General features: G+C 67.6%; 15 protein-coding genes. 5 read left to right on the forward strand and 10 right to left on the reverse strand.

Translation table 11 applies throughout. The features are described from left to right. Window positions 1-177: 177 nt before the first annotated feature. A complete protein-coding gene (locus C493_RS15025) occupies window positions 178-3087 on the forward strand; it encodes a methyl-accepting chemotaxis protein (protein ID WP_083912423.1) in 2910 nt (969 codons plus the stop codon). Window positions 3088-3232: 145 nt separating this feature from the next. Here C493_RS15025 and C493_RS15030 read toward each other — a convergent pair whose 3' ends face one another. Beyond that, the gene (locus C493_RS15030; protein WP_007260318.1) at window positions 3233-4618 is read right to left on the reverse strand and encodes an FAD-dependent oxidoreductase; all 1386 of its coding nucleotides are present in this window, start codon (window positions 4616-4618) and stop codon (window positions 3233-3235) included. 161 nt (window positions 4619-4779) lie between these two features. Here C493_RS15030 and C493_RS15035 point away from each other — a divergent pair, with 161 nt between their 5' ends. Together C493_RS15035 and C493_RS15040 are read left to right on the forward strand one after the other, a co-directional pair. After that, complete coding sequence (locus C493_RS15035; RefSeq protein WP_007260319.1) at window positions 4780-5661, forward strand: homoserine kinase; 882 nt, start codon at window positions 4780-4782, stop codon at window positions 5659-5661. 60 nt (window positions 5662-5721) lie between these two features. Beyond that, window positions 5722-6057: a hypothetical protein gene (locus C493_RS15040; RefSeq protein ID WP_007260320.1), complete on the forward strand. Its 336-nt coding sequence runs from the start codon at window positions 5722-5724 to the stop codon at window positions 6055-6057. Between the two features lie 198 nt (window positions 6058-6255). Here the strand turns inward: C493_RS15040 and mutL are convergent, their stop codons facing one another. The 5 genes from mutL to mutS all read right to left on the reverse strand — a co-directional run bounded on the left by mutL (window position 6256) and on the right by mutS (window position 13925). Then, window positions 6256-8568 (reverse strand): DNA mismatch repair endonuclease MutL, encoded by a 2313-nt coding sequence (gene mutL, locus C493_RS15045; RefSeq protein ID WP_007260321.1) that lies wholly within the window; start codon window positions 8566-8568, stop codon window positions 6256-6258. A gap of 341 nt (window positions 8569-8909) precedes the next feature. After that, window positions 8910-9809 (reverse strand): dihydrodipicolinate synthase family protein, encoded by a 900-nt coding sequence (locus C493_RS15055; protein WP_007260323.1) that lies wholly within the window; start codon window positions 9807-9809, stop codon window positions 8910-8912. A 282-nt stretch (window positions 9810-10091) separates the two neighbouring features. Then, entirely contained in the window at window positions 10092-10889 is a 798-nt protein-coding gene (locus C493_RS15060) for an SDR family NAD(P)-dependent oxidoreductase (RefSeq protein ID WP_007260324.1), read from the reverse strand. A 65-nt stretch (window positions 10890-10954) separates the two neighbouring features. Continuing rightward, entirely contained in the window at window positions 10955-11155 is a 201-nt protein-coding gene (locus tag C493_RS15065; RefSeq protein ID WP_007260325.1) for a hypothetical protein, read from the reverse strand. 64 nt (window positions 11156-11219) lie between these two features. Beyond that, the gene (gene mutS, locus C493_RS15070; RefSeq protein ID WP_007260326.1) at window positions 11220-13925 is read right to left on the reverse strand and encodes a DNA mismatch repair protein MutS; all 2706 of its coding nucleotides are present in this window, start codon (window positions 13923-13925) and stop codon (window positions 11220-11222) included. A 130-nt stretch (window positions 13926-14055) separates the two neighbouring features. Between mutS and C493_RS15075 the strand changes: the two genes are divergently transcribed. Then, window positions 14056-16290 (forward strand): amino acid transporter, encoded by a 2235-nt coding sequence (locus C493_RS15075; protein WP_007260327.1) that lies wholly within the window; start codon window positions 14056-14058, stop codon window positions 16288-16290. Window positions 16291-16439: 149 nt separating this feature from the next. Next, window positions 16440-17282, forward strand: a complete 843-nt coding sequence (locus C493_RS15080; RefSeq protein ID WP_007260328.1) for a universal stress protein — start codon at window positions 16440-16442, stop codon at window positions 17280-17282. Window positions 17283-17408: 126 nt separating this feature from the next. On the opposite strand, the gene C493_RS15085 is transcribed toward C493_RS15080, so the two are convergent. The 4 genes from C493_RS15085 to C493_RS15100 form a co-directional block, all read right to left on the reverse strand. Next, window positions 17409-18122 (reverse strand): universal stress protein, encoded by a 714-nt coding sequence (locus C493_RS15085; protein ID WP_007260329.1) that lies wholly within the window; start codon window positions 18120-18122, stop codon window positions 17409-17411. Then, window positions 18119-19540: an APC family permease gene (locus C493_RS15090; protein WP_007260330.1), complete on the reverse strand. Its 1422-nt coding sequence runs from the start codon at window positions 19538-19540 to the stop codon at window positions 18119-18121. The genes C493_RS15085 and C493_RS15090 overlap by 4 nt, the downstream gene beginning before the upstream one ends. Before the next feature lie 77 nt (window positions 19541-19617). After that, complete coding sequence (locus C493_RS15095) at window positions 19618-19944, reverse strand: tRNA-binding protein (protein WP_007260331.1); 327 nt, start codon at window positions 19942-19944, stop codon at window positions 19618-19620. Window positions 19945-20002: 58 nt separating this feature from the next. Further along, entirely contained in the window at window positions 20003-20767 is a 765-nt protein-coding gene (locus C493_RS15100) for a DUF1028 domain-containing protein (protein WP_007260332.1), read from the reverse strand. Window positions 20768-21027 lie beyond the last annotated feature (260 nt).

The following is a 21027-nucleotide window of genomic DNA, read 5'->3' on the forward strand; positions in this document are numbered from 1 at the left end:
GAATACTGACCACCGATCGACTTTGACAGATATTTTCAACAACTATTCGGAAACTTGGGACGAACACCGAACGGTCTTTTACCTCACATTCGATACTTTACTGAACGTTGGAGATTATCAGCTTCGATAACGGTGGATCATAATTTATGTAGGGACACTCAGACCCGTATTGTATCTATGGACGTCTTTCGACGATTGGTACCATCAGCTATCCGCCGCAGATACGCGGTCAAGTTCGGGATCGTACTGTTGATTCTCGGACTGGGTGTGGGAACGGTCGGACTCCTCGCGACCGCCGGAATTACCGGCGAGGTCGAGGATCGTGTGGAGAACGACCACACGTCGTTCGCCAGCCAGGAAGCACAGAACCTCCAGATGTGGAACGAACAGAACGAACATACAATCGGGGTGATCGCCTGGTCCGACGTCGTCGAGAACGGTGAACCCGACGAGATCGAGAGTCGGTTCCTGGACTGGGAAGAACACCTCGACGCCGACGTTCACTCGATCAGTTACGTCGATACCGACGACGAGTCCGTCCTCGCGAGCACCGATCTCGACGTCGATCACGCTACTGGCGAGTATCCACAGGCCGACGAAATCGAAGACGTCCCTGCCGAAGCCTACGAGGAAGCCCACGAGTTGGAGGGCGTACCGTGGGTCTCCGAACCCTACACGGTCGAACGCGAACTCGGCGACGAAGAAGTCGCCGTGATCACCTACGTGCTCTCGGTCCCCGGCGAGGACGACGAAGCGATCGTCTACACCGCCGAAATTGAGGCCTACGCTAACGGACTCGACGACGAGGAAGGTATCACCACCCTCGTCGTCGACGGCGATAACAACGTGATGGCGGACAACGCGGGCTACGGCGAGGATCACGAGACCCTCGGCGCGGCCTACGCCACCGACGAGATTCAGGACGCAGTGATCGAGCCCGCACGCACCGAGGGCGCTGGAACGCATCAGGTCGACGGCGCCTCGCTCGGTGCGAACGAAATCGACGCCTACGACGTCGACGACGACGAGTACGTCGTCAGCTCCGCTCGCGTCTTCGGGACCGATTGGGTCGTCGTGACCCACGAACCGGAGAGCCAGGCCTACGGCTTCGTCAGTACGGTCAACGACTGGGGGACCTACGCAACCCTCGCGGGCGTGCTCATGATCGGACTGATCGGCGCTGCCCTCGGTCGCAACACGGCCGTCTCCATCGACCGCCTGACCGACAAGGCGAGCAAGATGGAGCAGGGCAACCTCGACGTCGACCTGGAGACCAAACGCGTCGACAACATCGGTCGCCTCTATCAGGGCTTCGACTCGATGCGCGACGCCCTCCGCGAGCAGATCGACGAGGCCGAAGCCGCCCGCGAAGAAGCCGAACGCGAACGCAAGCGCATCGAACAGATCAACGACCAGCTCGAGGCGAAAGCAGACGAGTACAGCGACGTGATGGAGGCCGCCGCCGACGGCGACCTCACCGCGCGGATGGACGCCGACAGCGAGAACGAGGCGATGGAAGAGATCGCCGAGGAGTTCAACCAGATGCTCGCGGAGATCGAAGAGACCGTCGCCGAACTCAACCGGTTCGCGACCGACGTTGCGACCGCCTCCGAGCAGGTGACGGCCTCGAGCGAGGAGGTCCGCTCGGCCTCCCAGCAGGTGACGGAGTCGATCCAGGAGATCTCCGACGGTGCCGAACAGCAAAACCAGTCGCTGCAGTCGGTCAACCAGGAGATGAGTTCGCTCTCGACGACCACCGAGGAGATCGCCGCCTCTTCGAACGAGGTCGCCGACATCGCCGAGCGCACGGTCAACACCGGCCAGGACGGCCAGGAGGCCGCCCAGGAAGCGATCCACGCGATGGAAGAGATCGAGGACGAGGCGGCCGACGCGGTCGACGAGATCCGCCGCCTCGAAGCGGAGGTCCAGCAGATCGACGAGCTGATCAACACGATCTCCGAAATCGCCCGCCAGACCAACATGCTGGCGCTGAACGCCAACATCGAGGCCTCCCGCTCCGCCGGCGGCCAGGACGACGAAGGCTTCTCGGTCGTCGCCAAGGAGGTCAAGGCCCTCTCCGAGGACGTCGCTTCGGCCGCCGATGAGGCCGAAGACCGCCTCGAGGCGATCCGCGAGCGCACCGAGCAGTCGGCAGACGAGGTCGAAGGGACCAGCGACAACATCGAAGACGCCGGCGAACAGGTCGCCGAGGCCGTCGACGCCCTGGAAGAGATCGCCCAGCTCGCCCAGGAGACGAACGTGGGCGTCCAGGAAATCTCCGCCGCGACCGAAGAACAGGCCGCCTCGACCCAGGAGGTCGTCGCGATGGTCGACGACGCGGCGACGATTTCCGAGGAGACGACCGCGGAAGCCGAGAACGTCGCCGCCGCGGCCGAAGAGCAGACCACGGCCCTGACAGAAGTGACGCAGTCGGCCTCCGACCTCTCCGGTCAGGCCGCCGAACTCTCCGAGGCGCTCGATCGCTTCGACACCGACGTCGACGCCGAGGCGATCGAGGTCGACTTCGATCCCGACGACGACGGGCCCGGCCCGTCATCGAGCGACCTCGAGTTCGACGCCGACGCCGGTGTCGATTCCGACGCAGAATCGAGCGACGGGCAGGGGATCACGCTCTCGCGGGAGGAGACCGACCTGACCGAACCGGACGGCGAGTCGACCGCGGCTGACGCCGACGGCGCGTCGTCGTCGATCGCCGACGAACCGCTGGGCGCATCGACAGCGAACGCCGACCTCGAGTCCGAGCCGACGACCGAACCCGAGCCAGCGGTCGACGCGTCGGATGCTGCAGCGTCGACGGCCGACGAACCGGCTGGCGAAGAACTCGGTGCCGAAGAAATTCTCGGTATCGAAGACGAGGGTGAGACTGCGGTTGCAAACGAGGCCGACGACGGAAACGAATCGGCGAACGCTACCGCCGACCCGCTCTCGGACGCAGCGTCGGATTCGGAGTCGGAAATCGAATCGGAATCCGAATCGGCACCGGAGTCAACCGCCGCGGACGACGCTGACACCGAATCCGAAGACGACGACGTGTTCACGTTCGGAAACGCCGACGACGAGCAGTAGCGACTGCGGACACTCGTTCGATTTTTCTTGTGCGTTCGATTCGTGCCGCGCTGCTGTGTCGACACTCAGCGCGGAGGCCGGTGGCTCGAGCGGAGTACTCGCGATCCGTCAGCGGCGACGCCGACACCGACGGCCAGCGTCGATCTCAATGCGTGACCGAGTTTACCCGTTTCGAGGCCGAGGCGGCGTCTCGTCCCGTCTCGAGCGCGATTGCACAGCGGCGTCCGGCCTCGAGTGCGCCGCCGGCGCTGCGCTCGGGAAACTGGCGCTGTCTCACGGCGCTGACGTCGTAGACGCCGTCGGTGATGGCCGCCGGCGAGCCGGCCGGTACCAGCGGGTCGCGGTCGCCGTCCTCAGCGTCGTCGACGGGGGTGGTTTCGGCCGCCGGTCTGGCGACGGGGACCGGCTGTCGAATCCGTACGCAGTCGACGCCGGTGAGGTCGTTCCGATCGAACGCGGCGAATCGGTCGGCGAGCGCCTCGAGCCAGCGCCGCTCGACCGTTCGCTCGTCGTGGCCGGCGTCGGCCGCCTCGCCGCCGTCGAGGAGGTAGCACTGGCGACTGGCGTGTCCTCCTCTATCGCCGACGTCCGTGACTGGCGGGGTGACGAGTTCGCCGAAGGGGGCGTCGTCGACCATCGTGACTCGCGCCGCGTTGGTCAGCGGCTCCGTGGCCGTCGTCGAGACGCGGAGGCACGTCCGGGTTCGAACTGGAACCGATGACCGGTCGGTTCCGACGGTCTCGAGTACGCCGTCGTCGTCCGTCGCCAGTACGACCCCGTCGACGGACAGCCGTTCTCGACTCCCCTCGCGCTCGAGCGTGATCGCCTCGAGCGCGCCGGAGCCGGACTTACGCTCGAGGTCGACGACGCGGACGCCGGTCTCGATCCGCTCGCGACCGATCGCTTCGCAGAGGGCGTCGACGAGCGTCGACGAGCCGCCGGGGAGGAACCCGCGCAGTTCGCGGCCGAACCGCGTTCGCTCGCGCTCGCCGCGGCAGTGTTCGAGGACCCACGCGGCGCTGACTCTGGGGGCGAGGTCACCGAATCGCGCCTCGAGTAGCGGACCGTAGAACCGGTCGTAAACGGCGTCGCCCGCGTGCCGGCGAACGAACTGCTCGGCGGGAACCGCCGCGTACGCGTCGGGGTCGTACGCGTCGAAGCGAGGTCGACGGCGCGGGAATCCGCGGACGTCGATCCCGCTTCGGAGCGTCGAGAGCCGCGTCGTATCGCCGAGCGAGAGCGGCGGGTAGGCCAGAAATTCCCACGGCGCGTCGACGGGGTGGACGGCGCCGTCGGCGTACATCGCGGTTCGAATCGGCACCCACTCGAGTCGCTCGGCCAGCCCGAGGGCCGCGAGCGTCTCGAGGGCGGGTTCGTCTCGCGGCCGCGAAACCGAGAGCGGACGCGCCGCGTGCGGATCGCCCAGTTCCGGCTCGTCACTCGGTTCGAAGACCCGAACCTCGTAGCCGTCTCGCACTAACTGGGCGGCCGCCGCGAGTCCCGACAGCGTTCCACCGACGACGCCGATCATGTACGGTACACAGGGCGAGCGATTCTTTGCAATTGCGGTCGGACTCGACCGTGACCCCGTCGGGGTATCGGTTCGTTCCACACCGGCGCCGCCCATCGATTCCTCACTGGCGGCCGTCGCGGTCCGCTACCTTTTTGGCTGCACTCTTGGAAGGATTCGCCATGCTCACCGTGCGGGCACCTGCGACGAGTGCGAACCTCGGGAGTGGCTTCGACGTCTTCGGTGTCGCCCTCGGGACGCCCGCCGACGTGGTTCGGGTCAAACGCGCGCCGGAAACGACGATCACGATCACCGGCGCCGGCAGCCAGTACATTCCGGAGGATCCGGAACAGAACACCGTCGGGGCGGTCGCCGACGCCCTCGACGCGCCGGCGCACATCAAGATCGACAAGGGCGTGCGACCCTCTTCGGGGCTCGGCTCGTCGGCCGCGAGCGCCGCGGCCGCCGCCGTCGCACTCAACGCCCTCTACGACCGCGGTCTCTCGCGGGAGGAACTCGTTCCCGTCGCCGCCGAAGGCGAGGCGCTCGTCTCCGGCGAAGCCCACGCAGACAACGTCGCCCCCTCGCTGCTTGGCGGGTTCACCGTCGTCACCGACGACGGCGTCAGCCAGGTCGACGCGCGTATTCCCGTCGTCGCCTGTCTCCCCGAAACGACCGTCTCCACGCGCGACGCACGCGGGGTCGTCCCCGACACCGCGTCGCTCGAGGACGTCGTCGACACCGTCGGCAACGCCGCGACGCTCACCGTCGGCATGACGCGCGACGACCCCGAACTCGTCGGCCGCGGAATGGAAGACGCCATCGTCACTCCCGAACGAACCGCCCTGATCGACGGCTACGACCAGGTTCGCGACGCCGCCCTCGAGGCCGGCGCCACCGGCGTCACCGTAAGCGGCGCGGGTCCGGGCGTGCTGGCGGTCTGTCACCGATCCGACCAGCGCGCTATCGCCGGCGCGATGGTCGACGCCTTCGATTCCGCCGGGATCGAGAGTCGGGCCTATCAGACCCACATCGGCGAGGGCGCGCGACTGTACCGGGACTGAGCGCCGACGTCGCCCTCGAGTCGCGACCGCGATCCGCTTTGCGTTTCCGCTCGCCTACCGATGGGATCCACACTCGACGCCGCGCTCGCCGTCCTCGTTCTCGTCGCCGTTATCGCCGCGTTCGCGCTCGTCGACGCCGCGCTGTCGCCGCTCGCCGTCGTCGCCGGCGCCCTCGGAACGATCGCCTTCGAACTCCTGGCCGCTCGAGCCTACGAGACGGTTCGGGCCTACTGGGAACGGCCGCTCGTACAGGCCGGAAGCGTCGGGCTCGCGCTGCTCGGCATCGTCGTCGGCGCGCGGTTCGCGCCGTCGATCGTGTTCTCGTTCGCGCTCGGCGCGCTCGTGACGTACCTGGCGTATCTTGGCTTCTGGCGGATCGGTATCGTCGGCCGATGACGCTTCGTTGCTGGACACTCTTTCGGGGCTGACTTCGCCATCGTCGTGACCCGGCGACCGGGGGCGACGAATACTGGGTTCCGTCGCGTCGCCCGCCTATCGACCGGGACGGTCATCCGGCTCGCCGGATGGTTCTCGAGCAAAGCGTACTCCTTCTTTGTGCGGCCGTTCGAACGCTCGACGTTACGTCAACCGTCGCTACTGGTGGCCCGGGTAGTCGCGCTCGAACCGATCCTCGAGCTCGCGCTCGTCGAACCGGACGACGACGGGCCGGCCGTGCGGACAGGCGTAGGGGTTCTCGCAGTCGTCCAGGGCCTCGAGCAGGTCGACCACCGACCCCTCAGTCAGCGACGTGTTGCCGGTAATCGAGGGGTAACAGGCCAGATCACCCAGGAACTCGTCGGCCAGCGCGTCGACGGTTTCCGCGCCGGCCTCGCGGTCCCCCTCGACGAACGAGACCAGCACGTCCCGCAGGCGCTCGGGCTCGAGGGTTTCCTCGAGGACCGCCGGCACGGTCGTCACGGCGATCGTTCGGTCGTCGATCCGATCGGCGTAGAAGCCGAGCCGCGAGAGCGCGTCGCGGTAGTGTTCGAACGCCTCCGCCTCCGCGGCGGTCAGTTCGAGTTCGACGGGCTCGGCCAGCGCCTGCGCCGTGGGATCGTCGTCGAACGCCCGCTGCAGTCGCTCGTAGTTGACCCGCTCGTCGGCCGCGTGCTGGTCGATCAGGACGAGGCCGTCGTCGGTCTCGCAGACGAGGTAGGTGTCGTGGAGCTGTCCGAGCACGCGGAGGGCGGGCAGCGAGTCGAACGTCGTCTCGTCGCCGGTCGCGGTCTCGCCGGACAGCGTCCGCTGTTCGGTCGCCGCGTCGAACTTTCGATCGGGATCGGCACTGGTATTCGCCGCGCCCGTCGTGTCCGCTGTATCTGCCGCCGTCGGTGCGTCTCTCGAGTTCCTCGAGTCCGAACCGGCGGCGGTCCCGTGCTCGCCGAGTTCGTCGCGGCCGGCTTCGTTGGCTCCGCCAGTACCGTCTGCACCGCTAGCACCGCCGGCCTCGTTGGTGACGGACGACCGACTCGAGTCTACGGTGCCGGATACGTCGCTCGATGGATCTGCTGGCGCGGACGGGCCGCCGTCCGCGCTGTCCGCTGTCGAGTTCGTGGCGGCCGTCGGTTCGTCGTCTGTCATCGCCGTCGGCGCCGCAGACTCGACGCTCTCGGCAGGGCCATCCCGCACCGACGATTCAGGCGGCGACGCCGAACGTTCGTTCGGCGGATCCGCCGCTGTCGAGCCGTCGTTCGCTCCCGTCTCGTCGTCCGCCGACGGGTTCTCTCTCCCCGTCGTGCCCTCGTCCGCTTCGGCGTCGAACGACGCAACGTCCGCGTTCGCGGTCGGATTCGAGCCGCGATCGCCCGGATCGACGCGCGCCTCGCCGGGGGCCGACCGGCCGCGAGGCGCGCGCGAGCGAAGCAGGCCGTGCTCGAGCAGCGCCGCCTCGACGGCGGCGTCGACCTGTCGGCGGACGGAATCGTCGTCGTCGAAGCGAACCTCGCGCTTTCGCGGGTGGACGTTGACGTCGACCGTCTCGCCGGGAGCCTCGAGAAAGAGCACGACGAACGGGTAGCGATCGCCGCCCAGTTGCGTGCCGTAGGCGCCCATGATTCCCTCGCGGATCGGGTCGGCCGTCACCGCGCGGTCGTTGACGTACGTCGAGAGGTACTCGCGACTCGAGCGGTTGGTCTCGGGATGCGAGACGAGTCCGGTCACCGACTCGAGTGGACCCGGCGGGAGTTCGTCGCCGTCGGCGTCGACGGGGATCATCGCCGAGGCGACGTCGCGGCCGTACACCGCGAGGACGGCGGCCTGCAGGTCGCCCTGCCCGGTCGTCGCGAACACCTCGCGGCCGTCGTGGGTCAGGGAAACGGCCACGTCCGGGTTCGCGAGCGCGTAGCGCGTGACGATGCGGTTGACGTGGGCGAACTCCGTCGCCGTCGTCTTGAGGAACTTGCGGCGGGCGGGCGTGTTGTAGAAGAGGTCCTCGACCTCGACGATCGTCCCCGCAGGACAGCCCGTCGGCTCGACGCTCGTCACCTCGCCGCCCTCGTAGACGAGTTCCGTTCCGGCGCCGCCGGCTTCGGCCCCGTCCTGTGGCCGGGATCGGATCGTTAGTCGCGAGACCGAGCCGATGGTGTGCAGGGCCTCGCCGCGAAAGCCGAGGGTGGTGACGCCCGACTCCAGGTCCTCGAGTCCCTCGATCTTGCTCGTCGTGTGCTCGCGGACGGCCGCGCGAACGTCGGTTTCGTTCATCCCGCGGCCGTCGTCGGCGACGCGGATCAGTTCGGTGCCGCCCTCTTCGACGGTGACGTCGACGCTGTCTGCGCCCGCGTCGACGCTGTTCTCGACGAGTTCCTTCACCGCACTCGCGGGCCGTTCGACGACCTCGCCGGCGGCGATCCGGGCGACCGTGTGCTCGTCTAACTGGCGAATATCGGTGTCCTGTGGTGTCTCGGTCATAGCTCGAGGTGCGAGCGAGCGGCGGAATCAGTGGTCGAACCGTGACGGCCGATCGCGACCGATCGGTTCGATTCCGCGCTCGGGGTATGACTCCCGCTCTCGCTCGAGCGAGGTTAATCTGTGGTTTGGCGGCCGTCGGGGTCGGCGTTCGGTGGTCCGCACTCGACGGCTCGACTCGAGTCGATTCGCAGCCGCGTCGCCGTACGGCTCCCAGTACTCGACTCGCATCAGGCTCGAGTCGACGCGGCGGCTCGTGGTCCCGAAACGGGACCGTCTTGCCAGTCTCGAGGTTCGCCAGCGATCCGTCAGCGTCAGTCACCGACGTTGCCCAATACCCAGCGCTACTCGCGCCCCGACTCGAGGAGTTCGTCGACGCCCGTCTCGATCGCCGCTTGTCCGTCGTCCGGAACCGACACGAGCGGCGGCCGAACCGCGTCCGAAGGAATCACGCCGCGGTACTCGAGAGCCGTCTTCGTCGCCGGCGCGAATCCGTGGGTCGCACAGGCGTCGAACAGCGGTTCGATGGCGTCCTGTCGTTCGCGACCGCGGTCGCCGTCGACTGTCTCGTACAGGTCGACGTACTGCGCGGGTGCGACGTTCGATCCCGCGTTCAGTCCCCCGTCGGCGCCCATCCGCAGCGCGGGGACGAGCAGGGCGTCGTATCCCTGCAACAGGAGGAAGTCCTCGGGCGTTCGGCGCAGCGCCGACAGGAAGTACTCGAGGTCGCCGCTCGAGTCCTTGAGTCCGAGGACGTTCTCGTGGTCGGCGAGCGCCGCGATCGTCTCGAGGGCGATCGATCCGCCCGTACACGGCGGAATGTTGTAGAGCAGAATCGGGAGCGGAGAGCGGTCGGAGACCGCTTCGAAGAAGCGCTGATTCCCGGCGGGAGCGTTCGGCCCGTGGAAGTACGGCTCCGTGACGACCGCGGCGTCGGCGCCGATCTCGGCGGCGTGCTCGGCGTACTCGACCGCCTCGTCGACGCTCGTGGCGGCCGCGCCCGCGAGGACGGGCACCTCGCCGTCGACCGTCTCGACCGCGAGTTCGTGGACGCGGCGGCGCTCCTCGGGAGTGAGGCTGGCGAACTCGCCCGTCGTTCCGCAGGGGAAGACGCCGTCGACGTCGTTCTCGAGGAGGAACTCGAGCAGGTCCGTGAACGCGGTTTCGTCGATCTCGCTCGAGTCCGCTTCGAAAGGGGTGACGACCGGACAGGTGATTCCGGAGAGTTCCTCTCGCAGGTCCATACGCAGGTGTCTTCCGGGAGCCGCAAAAACGTACGCTCTCCCTGTCCCGGTGGACGTCGACGCGTGTGTCGACGCATCCGATTTTCGTTCGACAAAAAGGTCGTCCAGACCGCGCTCTCCGCGGAGGGGTACGGGGGGTTTCGATCGATTGCGCACCGAGGAGGAAAGACCCCGCCCCCAGAGAGGCGCTCAGAGGGCGGCGACGGAGCTATTCTCGTGTCTGACGGCCATTTCGAAACGCTCGGACTGACTGTCGGTCCCCGACGACCGAACGCCGGTCCCTTACTCGAGTCCGAGATCCTGCGACATCGAGTTTCCGGGGCGCGGAACGCCCTTGACCGTCACCGTCTCGCCGTTCATGAAGGAGGCGGCGGGACTCGAGAGGAACTGGACGACGTCGGCGATCTCATCGCCGTGGCCGATCCGTCGGTCGGTCTTCTCGCGGGGCGGCATGTCCTCGCTGTCGATGCCCAGCGTCTCGGCGACGCCGGGGGTCTGGATGAGGCCGGGGGCGACGCAGTTGACGCGGATGCCGTCGTCGGCCCACTCGACGGCGAGCGTTTCGGTCAGGCGGATGATCGCGGCCTTCGAGGCGCCGTAGTGGCTCTCGCCCGGCGCGGCGTGCTGGCCGTTGACCGAGGAGAGGTTGATGATCGTCCCGCCGTCGCCCTCGCGCATGACCTCGCCGGCGAGTTGCGTACAGTGGACGGTGCTGTTGAGATTGAGGTCGACGATGGTCTGCCAGCCGTTTGCGGAGATGTCCTCGAAGGGCGCGACGAACTCCCCGCCGGCGTTGTTGACGAGGATATCGATATCGCCGAACTCGTCGACGGTCTCGTCGACCAGATTCTGGACCTGGTCGCGCTCGCGGACGTTACACTCGACGGCCAGCGCGTCGCCGGCGTCCTCGGCGTCGTTGATCTCGTCGGCGACCGGGCCGACGCGGTCCATCGACCGCGAGCAGATCGCGACGTTCGCGCCGCTCGCGGCGAGCGTCTTGGCAATTGCTTCTCCGATTCCCTGACTGGCACCCGTAACGATCGCGGTCTGGCCCGCGACGCCGTAGTCCGGCTCGTGCATGGTGTTAACTCGTCACCTACCGGACTATAGATGTACCGATCCACGCGCCGTCGGGCGATTCGAGATCAGACGCCGTCGTACACCTCGAGAAACTCGCGAAGCGCCGCTCGGTCGGCGGTTTCGGCCCGTTCGACGTAGCGGGACGCACAGCAGTTTCCGAGCGCGAGCGGCGGCGCCCACTCCCAGTCGCGGGCGCGGCCGACCGCGAGCGCGCCGCTGCAGCGGTCGTGGCTCTCGAGGCGGTCGAGAAGCGCGTCGGAGCCCATAGTGGGCACCCGACGGCGGGTCGAAAAAATCGTCGCGCTGCGACGGGTCGGGGTCCGACCTCGGCTACTCGGCGTCCTCGAGTCGCTCCTGTAGCTGCTGGATCTCCGAGACGAGTTCGATCGGCGGCGTCGTGTTGACGTCGATCGACTCGAACTCCTCGAGGACGGCCTTCGTTTCGGGATCGATCGTCTCCCCTGCTTTCTCGTCCCCGTCTCGCTCCGGTTCACCGCCGTCTGCGCTCGCCGAGCCGCGGAACTCGCCGCTGCTCAGATCGAAGACGGTCTGGACGGGCTCGCTCGAGGAGCCGCCTTTCGCCTCGATGGCCTTCTCCTCGCGCAGCCGCTTCAGGACGTCTCGCGACCGCTCGACGACGGGGTCGGGGACGCCGGCGAGGTCGGCGACGTGGATCCCGTAGGAGCGATCCGTCGGACCGTCCCGGACCGTCCGGAGGAAGGTGACGTCGCCGTCGGGTTCGTCCGCCGAGCGGGACGCCGTCGACTCGGGGTCGCCGGCGACGGCGACGTGGACGTTCGCGACGCGCGGGAGCCGCTCCGCGAGGCCGGTCAGCTCGTGGTAGTGGGTCGCGAACAGGGTCTTCGCCCTGACTTCGTTGTGGAGGTACTCCGTCGCGGCCCAGGCGATCGAGATGCCGTCGTAGGTCGCCGTTCCCCGGCCCACTTCGTCCAGGATCACCAGCGAGTCCTCGGTCGCGGTGTGGAGGATATTCGAGAGTTCGCTCATCTCGACCATGAACGTCGAGCGACCCTGCGCGAGTTCGTCGAGCGCGCCGACGCGAGTGAAGATGCCGTCGACGAGGCCGATATCGGCCCGCTCGGCGGGCACGAAGCTGCCGATCTGGGCCAGCAGGACGATGCCGGCGACCTGTCGCATGTATGTCGACTTGCCGGACATGTTGGGTCCCGTCACGACGAGGAAGCCTCGATCCTCGTCCAGACGAACGTCGTTGGGCACGAACTCCGTCGTCTGCTCGACGACCGGGTGGCGTCCCTGCTCGATCTCGAGGCGATCGTCCCGGTGTAGTTCGGGCTGCACCCATCGATTCGCCGCCGCGTGGCTTGCCAGGCTCGCGAGCGCGTCGACGGTCGCCAGCGTCCGGCCGACGTTCTGGAGCAACGCCGCGCAGTCGGCGACCTCCTCGCGAAGCTCTTCGAAGAGTTCGTACTCGAGGTCGCCGCGTCGCTCCTCGAGTCGAAGCACCTCGCGTTCTTTCTCCTCGAGTTCGTCGGTCGTAAAGCGCTTCGAGTTCTTGAGCGTCTTGATCTGCTCGTAGTGGTCGGGTACGCCGTCGGCAGCGGACTTGCCGACCTGGATGTAGTAGCCGTCGGTCTTGTTCCGGTCGACGGTGACGTGGCTCAGGCCGTATTCGCGTTTCTCGCGGTCGGCGAGGGTGTCGAGCCACGATTTGACGTCGTCGTGGCGCTCGATGAGCTCGTCCAGTTCGTCGTCGTACCCCGTCCGGAAGAGTTCGCCCTGGGTCACCGTCGACGGCGGCTCGTCGGCGATGGCCGCCTCGAGCGTCTCCCGGAGTTCGGCGGCGGCCTCTCGGTCCGGCCGGTCGACGATCTCGGAGAGCGGCGAGTCGGCCAGCTCCGGGTTCGATCGGATCGTCTCCGCGATCGCCGGCAGGACGGCGAGCGTCTCCCTGGCGGCGACGAGGTCCCGCGCGTCCGCGCTGCCGTGGCTCGCCTTCGAGGCCAGCCGCGCCAGATCATAGGCGTTGCCGAGCGTCTCCTGGAGTTCGTCCCGGGCCAGCGCCGCCGAGGACAGCGCCGCGACGCTCTCCTGGCGGCGCTCGAGGACCTCGAGCGAACGCCGAGGTCGCTGGAGCCACTCCTTGAGCAGGCGGCCGCCGGCGCTGGTTTCGGTGTGGTCGATCGTCGCGAACAGCGACCCCTCGCGCTCGCCTTGCATGGTTTCGGTGAGCTCGAGGTTGCGCTGCGTGGTCGCGTCCAGCGTGACGTGGTCGTCGCCGTGGTGGGACTGAATGCGCGTCATCGAGGCGAGCACGCCGGTGCCGGTCTCCTCGACGTAGGCGAGGATCGCGCCCGCCGCTGCGAGCGTTGCGTCGCCGACTGCGAGCCGGTCGACGGTCTCCGAGCCGAACTGGTCGCGGACCGCGTGCGCCGCTCGTTTCGGGGCGAACGCCTCCGTCTCGTGGAGCGTCAGCGCGGCGTCGACGCGCTCGCGAACCAGGTTCAGCAGGTCGTCGTCGGCCCGCGCCTCGGGGCCGGGTAACACTTCGACGGGGTCGAACCGGTAGAGCTCCGTCATCGCGTCGTCGGCGTCCTCGGCGTCGGCGACGAGGAATCGGCCGGTCGTCACGTCGGCGAACGCGAGCCCGTAGGCGGCGTCGTCGCTCGAGGCGCTTCCGGTTCCGTCGACCACCGCCGCGAGGTACTGCGCGTCGGTGTCGCTCGTCTCGAGTAACGTGCCGGGCGTGACGACGCGGACGACCTCGCGGGCGTGGCCGGAGTCGGTCTCGTACTGGTCGGCGACGGCGACCCGGTAGCCGCGCTCGACTAAGGCCTTGAGGTAGGGCGTGAGGTCGGCGAGTGGGACGCCGGCCATCGGATACGACGAGCCGTGCGAGGACTTCTGTGAAACCTTGAGATCGAGCTCCTCGCTGACGGTCTCGGCGTCCTCGCCGAAAAACTCGTAGAAGTCGCCACACTGCATCGCCAGCAGATCCGCGTCGGTGTCCTCCTTGAGCGAGAAGAACTCCCCGACGATACCCGTCGCCTCGGTCATGTGCGGTGACTGTGCGGCCACCGCTAAAATCCTGCGGGTTCGGCGGTGGCCGTGGGAGCCGACTGCATCGAGTTCTCGCAACCGATCCGCCGTTCCACATTTAACCGTCCTGAGAGCGTTTTCTCGGGTAATGGATCACGGCGACGATTCGGATCTACAGCGCGATCTCGGTTCGTTCGCAGTGTTTACCATCGCGTCCGGAACGATGATCGGTGCCGGGATCTTCGTCCTTCCGGGCCCGGCCGCCGAAGGGGCGGGCCCCGCCTCCGCGCTGTCGTTCGGAATCGCCGGGCTAATAGCGCTCGTGGCCACGATGTGTGCGGTCGAACTCGCGACGGCGATGCCGCGTGCCGGCGGTCCCTACTACTTTGCGAGCCGGGCGATGGGGCCGCTCGTCGGGACCATCGTCGGATTCGGCGCCTGGCTCGCGTTGATCTTCAAGGGCGCGTTCGCCCTCGTCGGACTCGGCTGGTACGTCACCGAGCTCTGGGCCGTTCCCGTCCTCGCGGTCGCGGTCGTCGGGGGGCTCCTGTTGACGCTGCTTAACTGGATCGGTGCGGAGGAAACCGGCCACCTCCAGAACCTCGTCGTGATCGGCCTCGTCGGCATTCTCGCCGTCTTCGCGGGTGGTGGGCTGCTCGCGGCCGACACCGACAACTGGGCGCCGTTCGTCACGACCGGCGTCGAAGGGGTGGTGACGACGACCGGACTCGTCTTCATCTCCTACCTTGGAATCGTCAAAGCGACCGCCGTCGCCGAGGAAGTTCGGGACCCCGGTCGGACGCTCCCGCGAGCGCTGTTTGCGGCCGTGATCTTCGTCACGCTCCTGTACGTCGGCGTCATGTTGATCGTCACGGGCGTGATGCCCGTCGCGGAGATCGCCGAGAGCACGGCTCCGGTGCCCGACGCCGGCCGGCTGTTTCTCGGCTCGCTCGGCGGAGCCGTTATCGCGCTCGCGGGCGTCTTTGCAACCGTTTCGACCGCCAACGCGGCCGTTCTCTCCTCCTCGCGGTTCCCCTTCGCGATGTCTCGAGACGGCCTCGTCACGTCCCGACTCAGCCGGCCGTCGCCCCGGTTTGGAACGCCGGCGCGATCCATCTGGCTGACCGGCGCACTCATGCTCGCACTCGCCGTGCTGTTCGACGTCGAAGGGCTGGCGAAACTCGGCGGCACCTTCGGCATTCTCGTGTTCGCGTTGCTTAACGTGACGGTCGTCCTGCTCAGGAGCGCCCGGCCCGAGTGGTACGATCCGGCGTACAGCGTTCCGCTGTCGCCAGTCCTGCCGCTTGCGGGCGCCGGAGCCGCGCTGTTGTTGATCCCGTTTATGGGGTTGCAGTCCCAGATCTCCGCTATTGCGTTCGTGGTGATCGGTATCGGTTGGTATTACCTCCAGACTCGAATCGGAGAGCCGGTCGAACCGGACCACGATCTCAGGGATCAACTGCTCGGGGCCCAGTATCGCCGATCGATCGAGGAAAAGCGGTCCCGGATCGGGACCCCGTCGGCGGCCGGTCCGCACGTGCTCGTCGAGACGGCCGACGGAGAGGCGAACCCACACCTGCTGACGGCGATGCGATCGTTCGCCGACCGGTTCGACGCCGATCTGGACGTGCTCACGATCACGACCGTTCCGCCACGGAGACCGCTCGCCGAGGCGACCCACGACGTCGACGACGACTGGCGAGAGCGACTCGAGCGAGAGCTCGCGCTGCGGGATCACGCCGTCGTCTTCGACCACGTTCGGACCCGCGACCGGACCGAAGCGGTGCTCGAGAGCGTCACCGAACGGACGGAACTGGTGCTGGTCGACTGGCGGGACCCGATCGAGAACGGTCACCTCCGTGAGAGCCACGTCGACGAACTCCTTCAGTCGGCGTTTCCGGTACGGTTGGCCGTGTTGAAACCCCGAGGAACGGCCGAGATCGACGATATCGTGGTCGCGACCGAGACCGGGCCGTACGATCGGGCGGAGGTCGAACTGGCGGACGCGATCGCGACCGTAACGGGCGCGAGCCTCACGCTGGTAAAAGCTGTTCCGGACGACGCCTCCGAGGAGGCTGTCGCGTCCGCTCGAGGCTACCTCGACGAGTTGACCGCCGTCCTCTCGAGTCCCGCCGAAACGGAACTGCTCCGAACGGCCGACGTCGACGCCGCGCTCGTCGATCGGGCCGATCGGACGGATCTGCTGGTCATGGGTGCCCCGACCCATCCCGATCGCGTGTCCGCGTTCTTCGGCCGGACGACGGACGCCGTCGTCGCCGAGACGGAGACGTCCGTCCTCGTCGTCAAGGAACCCGGCGTCCGGATCCCGTTTACCCGGCGGCTGTGGCGGCGGCTCCGTCGATTCGGCGTTCGCCCTTCGTAAATGACTGCGCGTGATCTCCCTCGATAAACAGGTCACGAGGGCGTTCGAGCCGCCGTCAGCGCGACCGATTCGGTCGTCTCCGATGACAGTCGTCAACGGAGCGCAGACGTACTATTACGGTCGCCGTCGTACGGTCTCCCGACACGATCATGGCTGCGCCCTGCGACCACCGCGTGCTCGTCCCGGTCGACGTCCTCGGCGGGGAAAGCGTCCCTCGAACGGTCATCGACGCGTTCGCGTCGGTTCCGGTTGTCCTGCTCGGCTACCGCGAGATCCCGGACCAGACCGCACCCGAACAGGCCCGCGAGCAGTACGGCGAGCGGGCGCGCGCCGACCTCGAGGAGCTCCGATCGGTGTTCGAGGACGCCGGCTGCGACGTCACGTCGCGGCTCGCGTTCACGCACGACCGACTGAAGACGTTCGAACGCGTCGTCGTGACCGACTCGTGTGATGCGGTTTTGCTGCTCAATCCCGCGCCGATTCTCGAGTCCGTGCTGGTCGCGATTCGGGGCGATGTCAACGTCGACTACATCGCTCGCCTCCTGGGGACGGTTCTCGACGGGACCGACCTCGAGGTGACGCTGCTTCACGTCGCGTCCGACGAATCGCGTCGAGACGACGGAACGGAACTGCTCGAAACCGCCCGCGACGCGTTAGTCGATGCGGACGTCGACGCCGACCGGATCGATCGCAGACTCGTCGTCGACGGGTCGCCGACGGACGCCATTCTCGAGGCCGCCGCCGACCACGACCTGCTGGTCGTCGGCGAGAGCCGTCCGTCGGTCCGGCGCTACGTCTTCCGGGATCGGGCCGAACGACTGGCCAGAGAGACGGTCGATCCGGTGCTCGTGATCCGCGGCGACTACCTCGAGGTCGACGAGGCGGCGGACGACGACGGTGCCGACGCGAGACCGGTCGACGACGGCGCGGTCGTGGTGTCGCCGACCGATATCGCAGACGAGGGAACCGACGGGACCGATGAGCGGTCCTGATACTGCCGGACAGAACTATTCACCGTCGGTCGTACTACTGCGGCCGTCTCCGACGGTGACGGCCGAGAATTCGCGACCGACGGTTCACTGACTGCTGTCCGGCAGTATGAGCCGGACGCCTGTCCGTCAGCGCTGGTCCGACGACGTTTCGTCGACGTTCCGAACGACGAGAACCGGTGCGACCGATTCTACGGCGATCCGTTCGCTCGGCTCCCCGAAGACGAGCGAACGGAGCGACGGGGCCTGTTCGCCCACCACGACGGCGTCGTGGTCGGTCGCCGTCTCGAGGAGCGACTCGAAGGGGGCCGCGTCGTCGACGAGTCTCGTCCGGACGTCGATCTCGCGTGCGGCGATACTCTCCGCGGCCGTCTCGAGCAGCGCTCGACCGGCGTCGGCGTCGTCGGTCGCGAGAAAGAGGGTGACGTCGATCTCCCGGGGACCGATCAGTTCGCCGACGAACGAACAGATTCGGTCGACGGCAACGTCTCCCGTCAGAACCACGAGCAGCCGATCGATCTGCCCGCTCGCGCCCGGAATCGCGTAGGCGTCGGCCGCCGTCTCCGCGGCGATTCGATCGATCGTCTGCTCACGATCGTGGGTGAACACGAGCCGGTGGTCGGCGGGGCCGCCGCCGACACGGAACGTCGCGGTGAGGTCATCGAGCGCGTCGGTTGCGCGGTCCTCGTACTGTAATCGCGCCTGGTCGGGCGGCGTCTGTTCGGGCAGGACGTGATAGCCGAGTACGGTCACGGCGACCGGCTCGAGCAGCGCCGTCAGTCCGGGCGAAACCGACTCGCCCTCGAGGATCGCCAGCGGAACGAGGACTCGTGTCGCCGTCATAGTTCACCTTTCAGTGTCACGTCGCGAGCGTAATAGGCGTACCAGCCGGCGGTGGCGAGCATGATTCCGAGCCCCACGATCTGCGACGCGGGCTGCATGAAGCCGATCAGGGCGAAACTGCAGAGCGCACCGAGGATCGGTACGGCTGGATAGCCGGGCACGCGAAAGTCGGGATCGTACCACGCGGGTTCGTTTCGACGCAGCGCGAGTAGCGCGACGCAGATCAGTCCGTACATGACGAGGTGGAGAAACGAGGCGACTTCGGCCAGCAGTTCGACGCGGCCGGTCGCGGTCAGCACGAGGATCGGACCGCCGGCCAGCCCCAGCGCGACGTGTGGCGTGCCGTACCGGAGGTTGATCCGGCTCGCGCCGCTGGGTAGCAGCGCGTCCCTCGAGACGGCGTAGATGGCCCGCGACGTGCTGAGGATCGACGCGTTGGCGCTCGACATCGTCGCGAGCAGGCCGCCGAAAACGATCGCGACCGCGCCGGCGGTGCCGAGATAGTGGCGACCGACCTCGACCATCGCCGTCTCGCCGAGTTCGGCGAGGCGTTCGCTGCCGAAGGCGCTCGTCGCGACGAAAATCGTCACCACATAGAGGACGCCGACGACGAGCACGGAACCGACCATCGCCAGCGGTAGGTTCCGACCCGGATTCCGCATCTCGCCGGCGACGGTCGCTACCTGCGCGAAGCCGAGGTACGAAGTGAACACGAGCGCCGCGGTCGTCAGAATCGGCGTCGCGCCGAAGGGCGCAAACTGCTCGGGTGCGGCGGGCGCACCGACCAGCCCGACTGCATCGAGACTGCCGTAGGTGAGGAATACGGCGAGGATCGACAGTAACAAGGCCACGATCCCGTTCTGGAGCTTCGCCGCGTTCTCGGTTCCCGTGACGTTCAAAACGGTACAGGCGGCGCCGAACAGCACGGCGATCGGAATAACGAGTCCACCGCCGGCCGCGATCCCGAGTTCGGCGAGCGTGTCGACGGCGTAGTAGCCGAAGCCGACCAGATAGAACGCCGTCGCGAACACCAGCCCGAACCACAGCGACAGGCCGACGACGGCGCCCGCGAGCGCCCCCAGTCCGCGCGAGATGAAGTAGTAGCCGCCGCCGCTCTTTGGCATCGCCGTCGCCAGCTCGGAGGCCGGAAGCGCGACCAGCAGGGCGACGGCCGCCCCGATCGCGAACGAGCCCGCTGCGGCGGGACCGGCCTGACCGGCAGCCAGTCCCGGAAAGACGAATATTCCCGCGCCGATCATCGTCCCGATACCGATCGCGAGACCGCCGGAGAGCCCGAGCGTCCGCTCGAGTTCGGAGTCGTCGGTGATCGTCGCTTCGTCGGTCTCGACCGCGGACTCGATTCGAGGCGCCTCGCCCTCGACGTTCGTTCCCCTGGCCGACGGCGGATCCACTCCCATATCGGGCGTACAATCGCCCATCGTATACTCCTACTGTTCCGCGTCGTGACTGCCGATTCGATCGATCGCCGCTCCAGTCAAAACAGGAGGCCACCGAGCGGGACGTCGCTCTCGGGTTCGACGAGCACCGGATACTCCTCCTCGCCGGGGACGCAGACCGTCAATACTTCAGATTTGAAGCCGGCGATCCGCACCGAGCCGAGGGTCGTCGCACAGAGTACCTGCCGCCCCTCGAGTTCGGCGGGTTCGTAGTGGTGGTCCAACTGCGCGGCCGACTGCACCTCGCCGTACTCGCCGAGGTCGATCCACAGTTTCGTCATCTTCGACTTCTCGGCTTCGGGAAATGCGTCCGCCTCGAGCACGTTGCCGACGCGAATCTCGACGTCGAAGGGGTTCTCGACCATGCTCCGCGCTAACGAGCGTCTACCGAATGAGTGTTCGGGTTTCGGTCGACGAGGGAGCTTAGCCGTCGACGGCGTCGAGCGAGTCCGCCTCGAAGGCGTCGGCGTACTTCGCCAGCGTCTCCTCGTAGCCGGCCACCGCGCGGTCGTAGGTCGCCTGCAGGTCCTCGAGGGGCGTCTCGCTCGCGTCGACGCGCAGGTCGTTGTACGGCGGCTCCCAGTCGTGGTCTTCGGTCGTCTCGACGACGACGGCGGCGCTCTGGATCGTGAGTTCCTCGCGCTTGTCGCCGCCGACGACGTCGCCCGCGGCGAGGGCGTCGATCAGCCGCTGTGCGAGGGGGTCGGTCTCGACGTCGTCTCGGACCGCGCCGGGACCGCTCGAGGGATCCGTCGTCTCGTGGACGGCCGTCTCGGCGTACCGGTCGGCCGTGGCCTCGAGAACGCCGCCGTCGGTCAGCATGTTCCCGGCGACGGTGAAGTGGTCGCGCTCTTCGTGGCCGAACCAGCCGACGCAGTCGTCGCCGGAGAAGGCGAACGTCCGCTCGCGGTCGACGCCGTGGACCTGCCGCTGGGCCGCCCCGTCGTCGGCGTTGAGCAGCGCCTCCAGGGCGTCGTCGACGGCGAGTCCGTCCTCGACGTACGCGAGGCCGCGCTCGCCGAGGTCGACGTTGACGAGGCTCTGGGTCGCGACGGCGCCGTCGTCGCTCACGAACGGACAGAGCGCACCGACGCCTGGCAGCCGCGTCGTGACGGCGACGCCGAACCGGTCGTGGGTCTCGCCGTCGTCGGTCTCGTACGTCTCGCGAACGCAGATACTGAACGTCATCACCTGATACACTCCGCTCGAAGGGAAAAGTGGTCGGTCGGACACGGACCGATCGACGACGTCGGCCGCCTCGTCGGTCGCAAACGGGCACCCAACGATAGGTTCGTATGGGGGTTGACCTCCTCCACGCCCTGAAGGACGTGGAATCCGACCATCGGATTTCCGCCGGGTGTGGCGTTCGAGGTTCCAACCCGCACTCAAGGGGAACCGGTAGCATCTCGGAAGACACAGTCTTCCGACGGTCCGCGAGAGCCAAGCTC

It is taken from the genome of Natronolimnohabitans innermongolicus JCM 12255 (assembly GCF_000337215.1).
GTDB lineage: Archaea > Halobacteriota > Halobacteria > Halobacteriales > Natrialbaceae > Natronolimnohabitans > Natronolimnohabitans innermongolicus.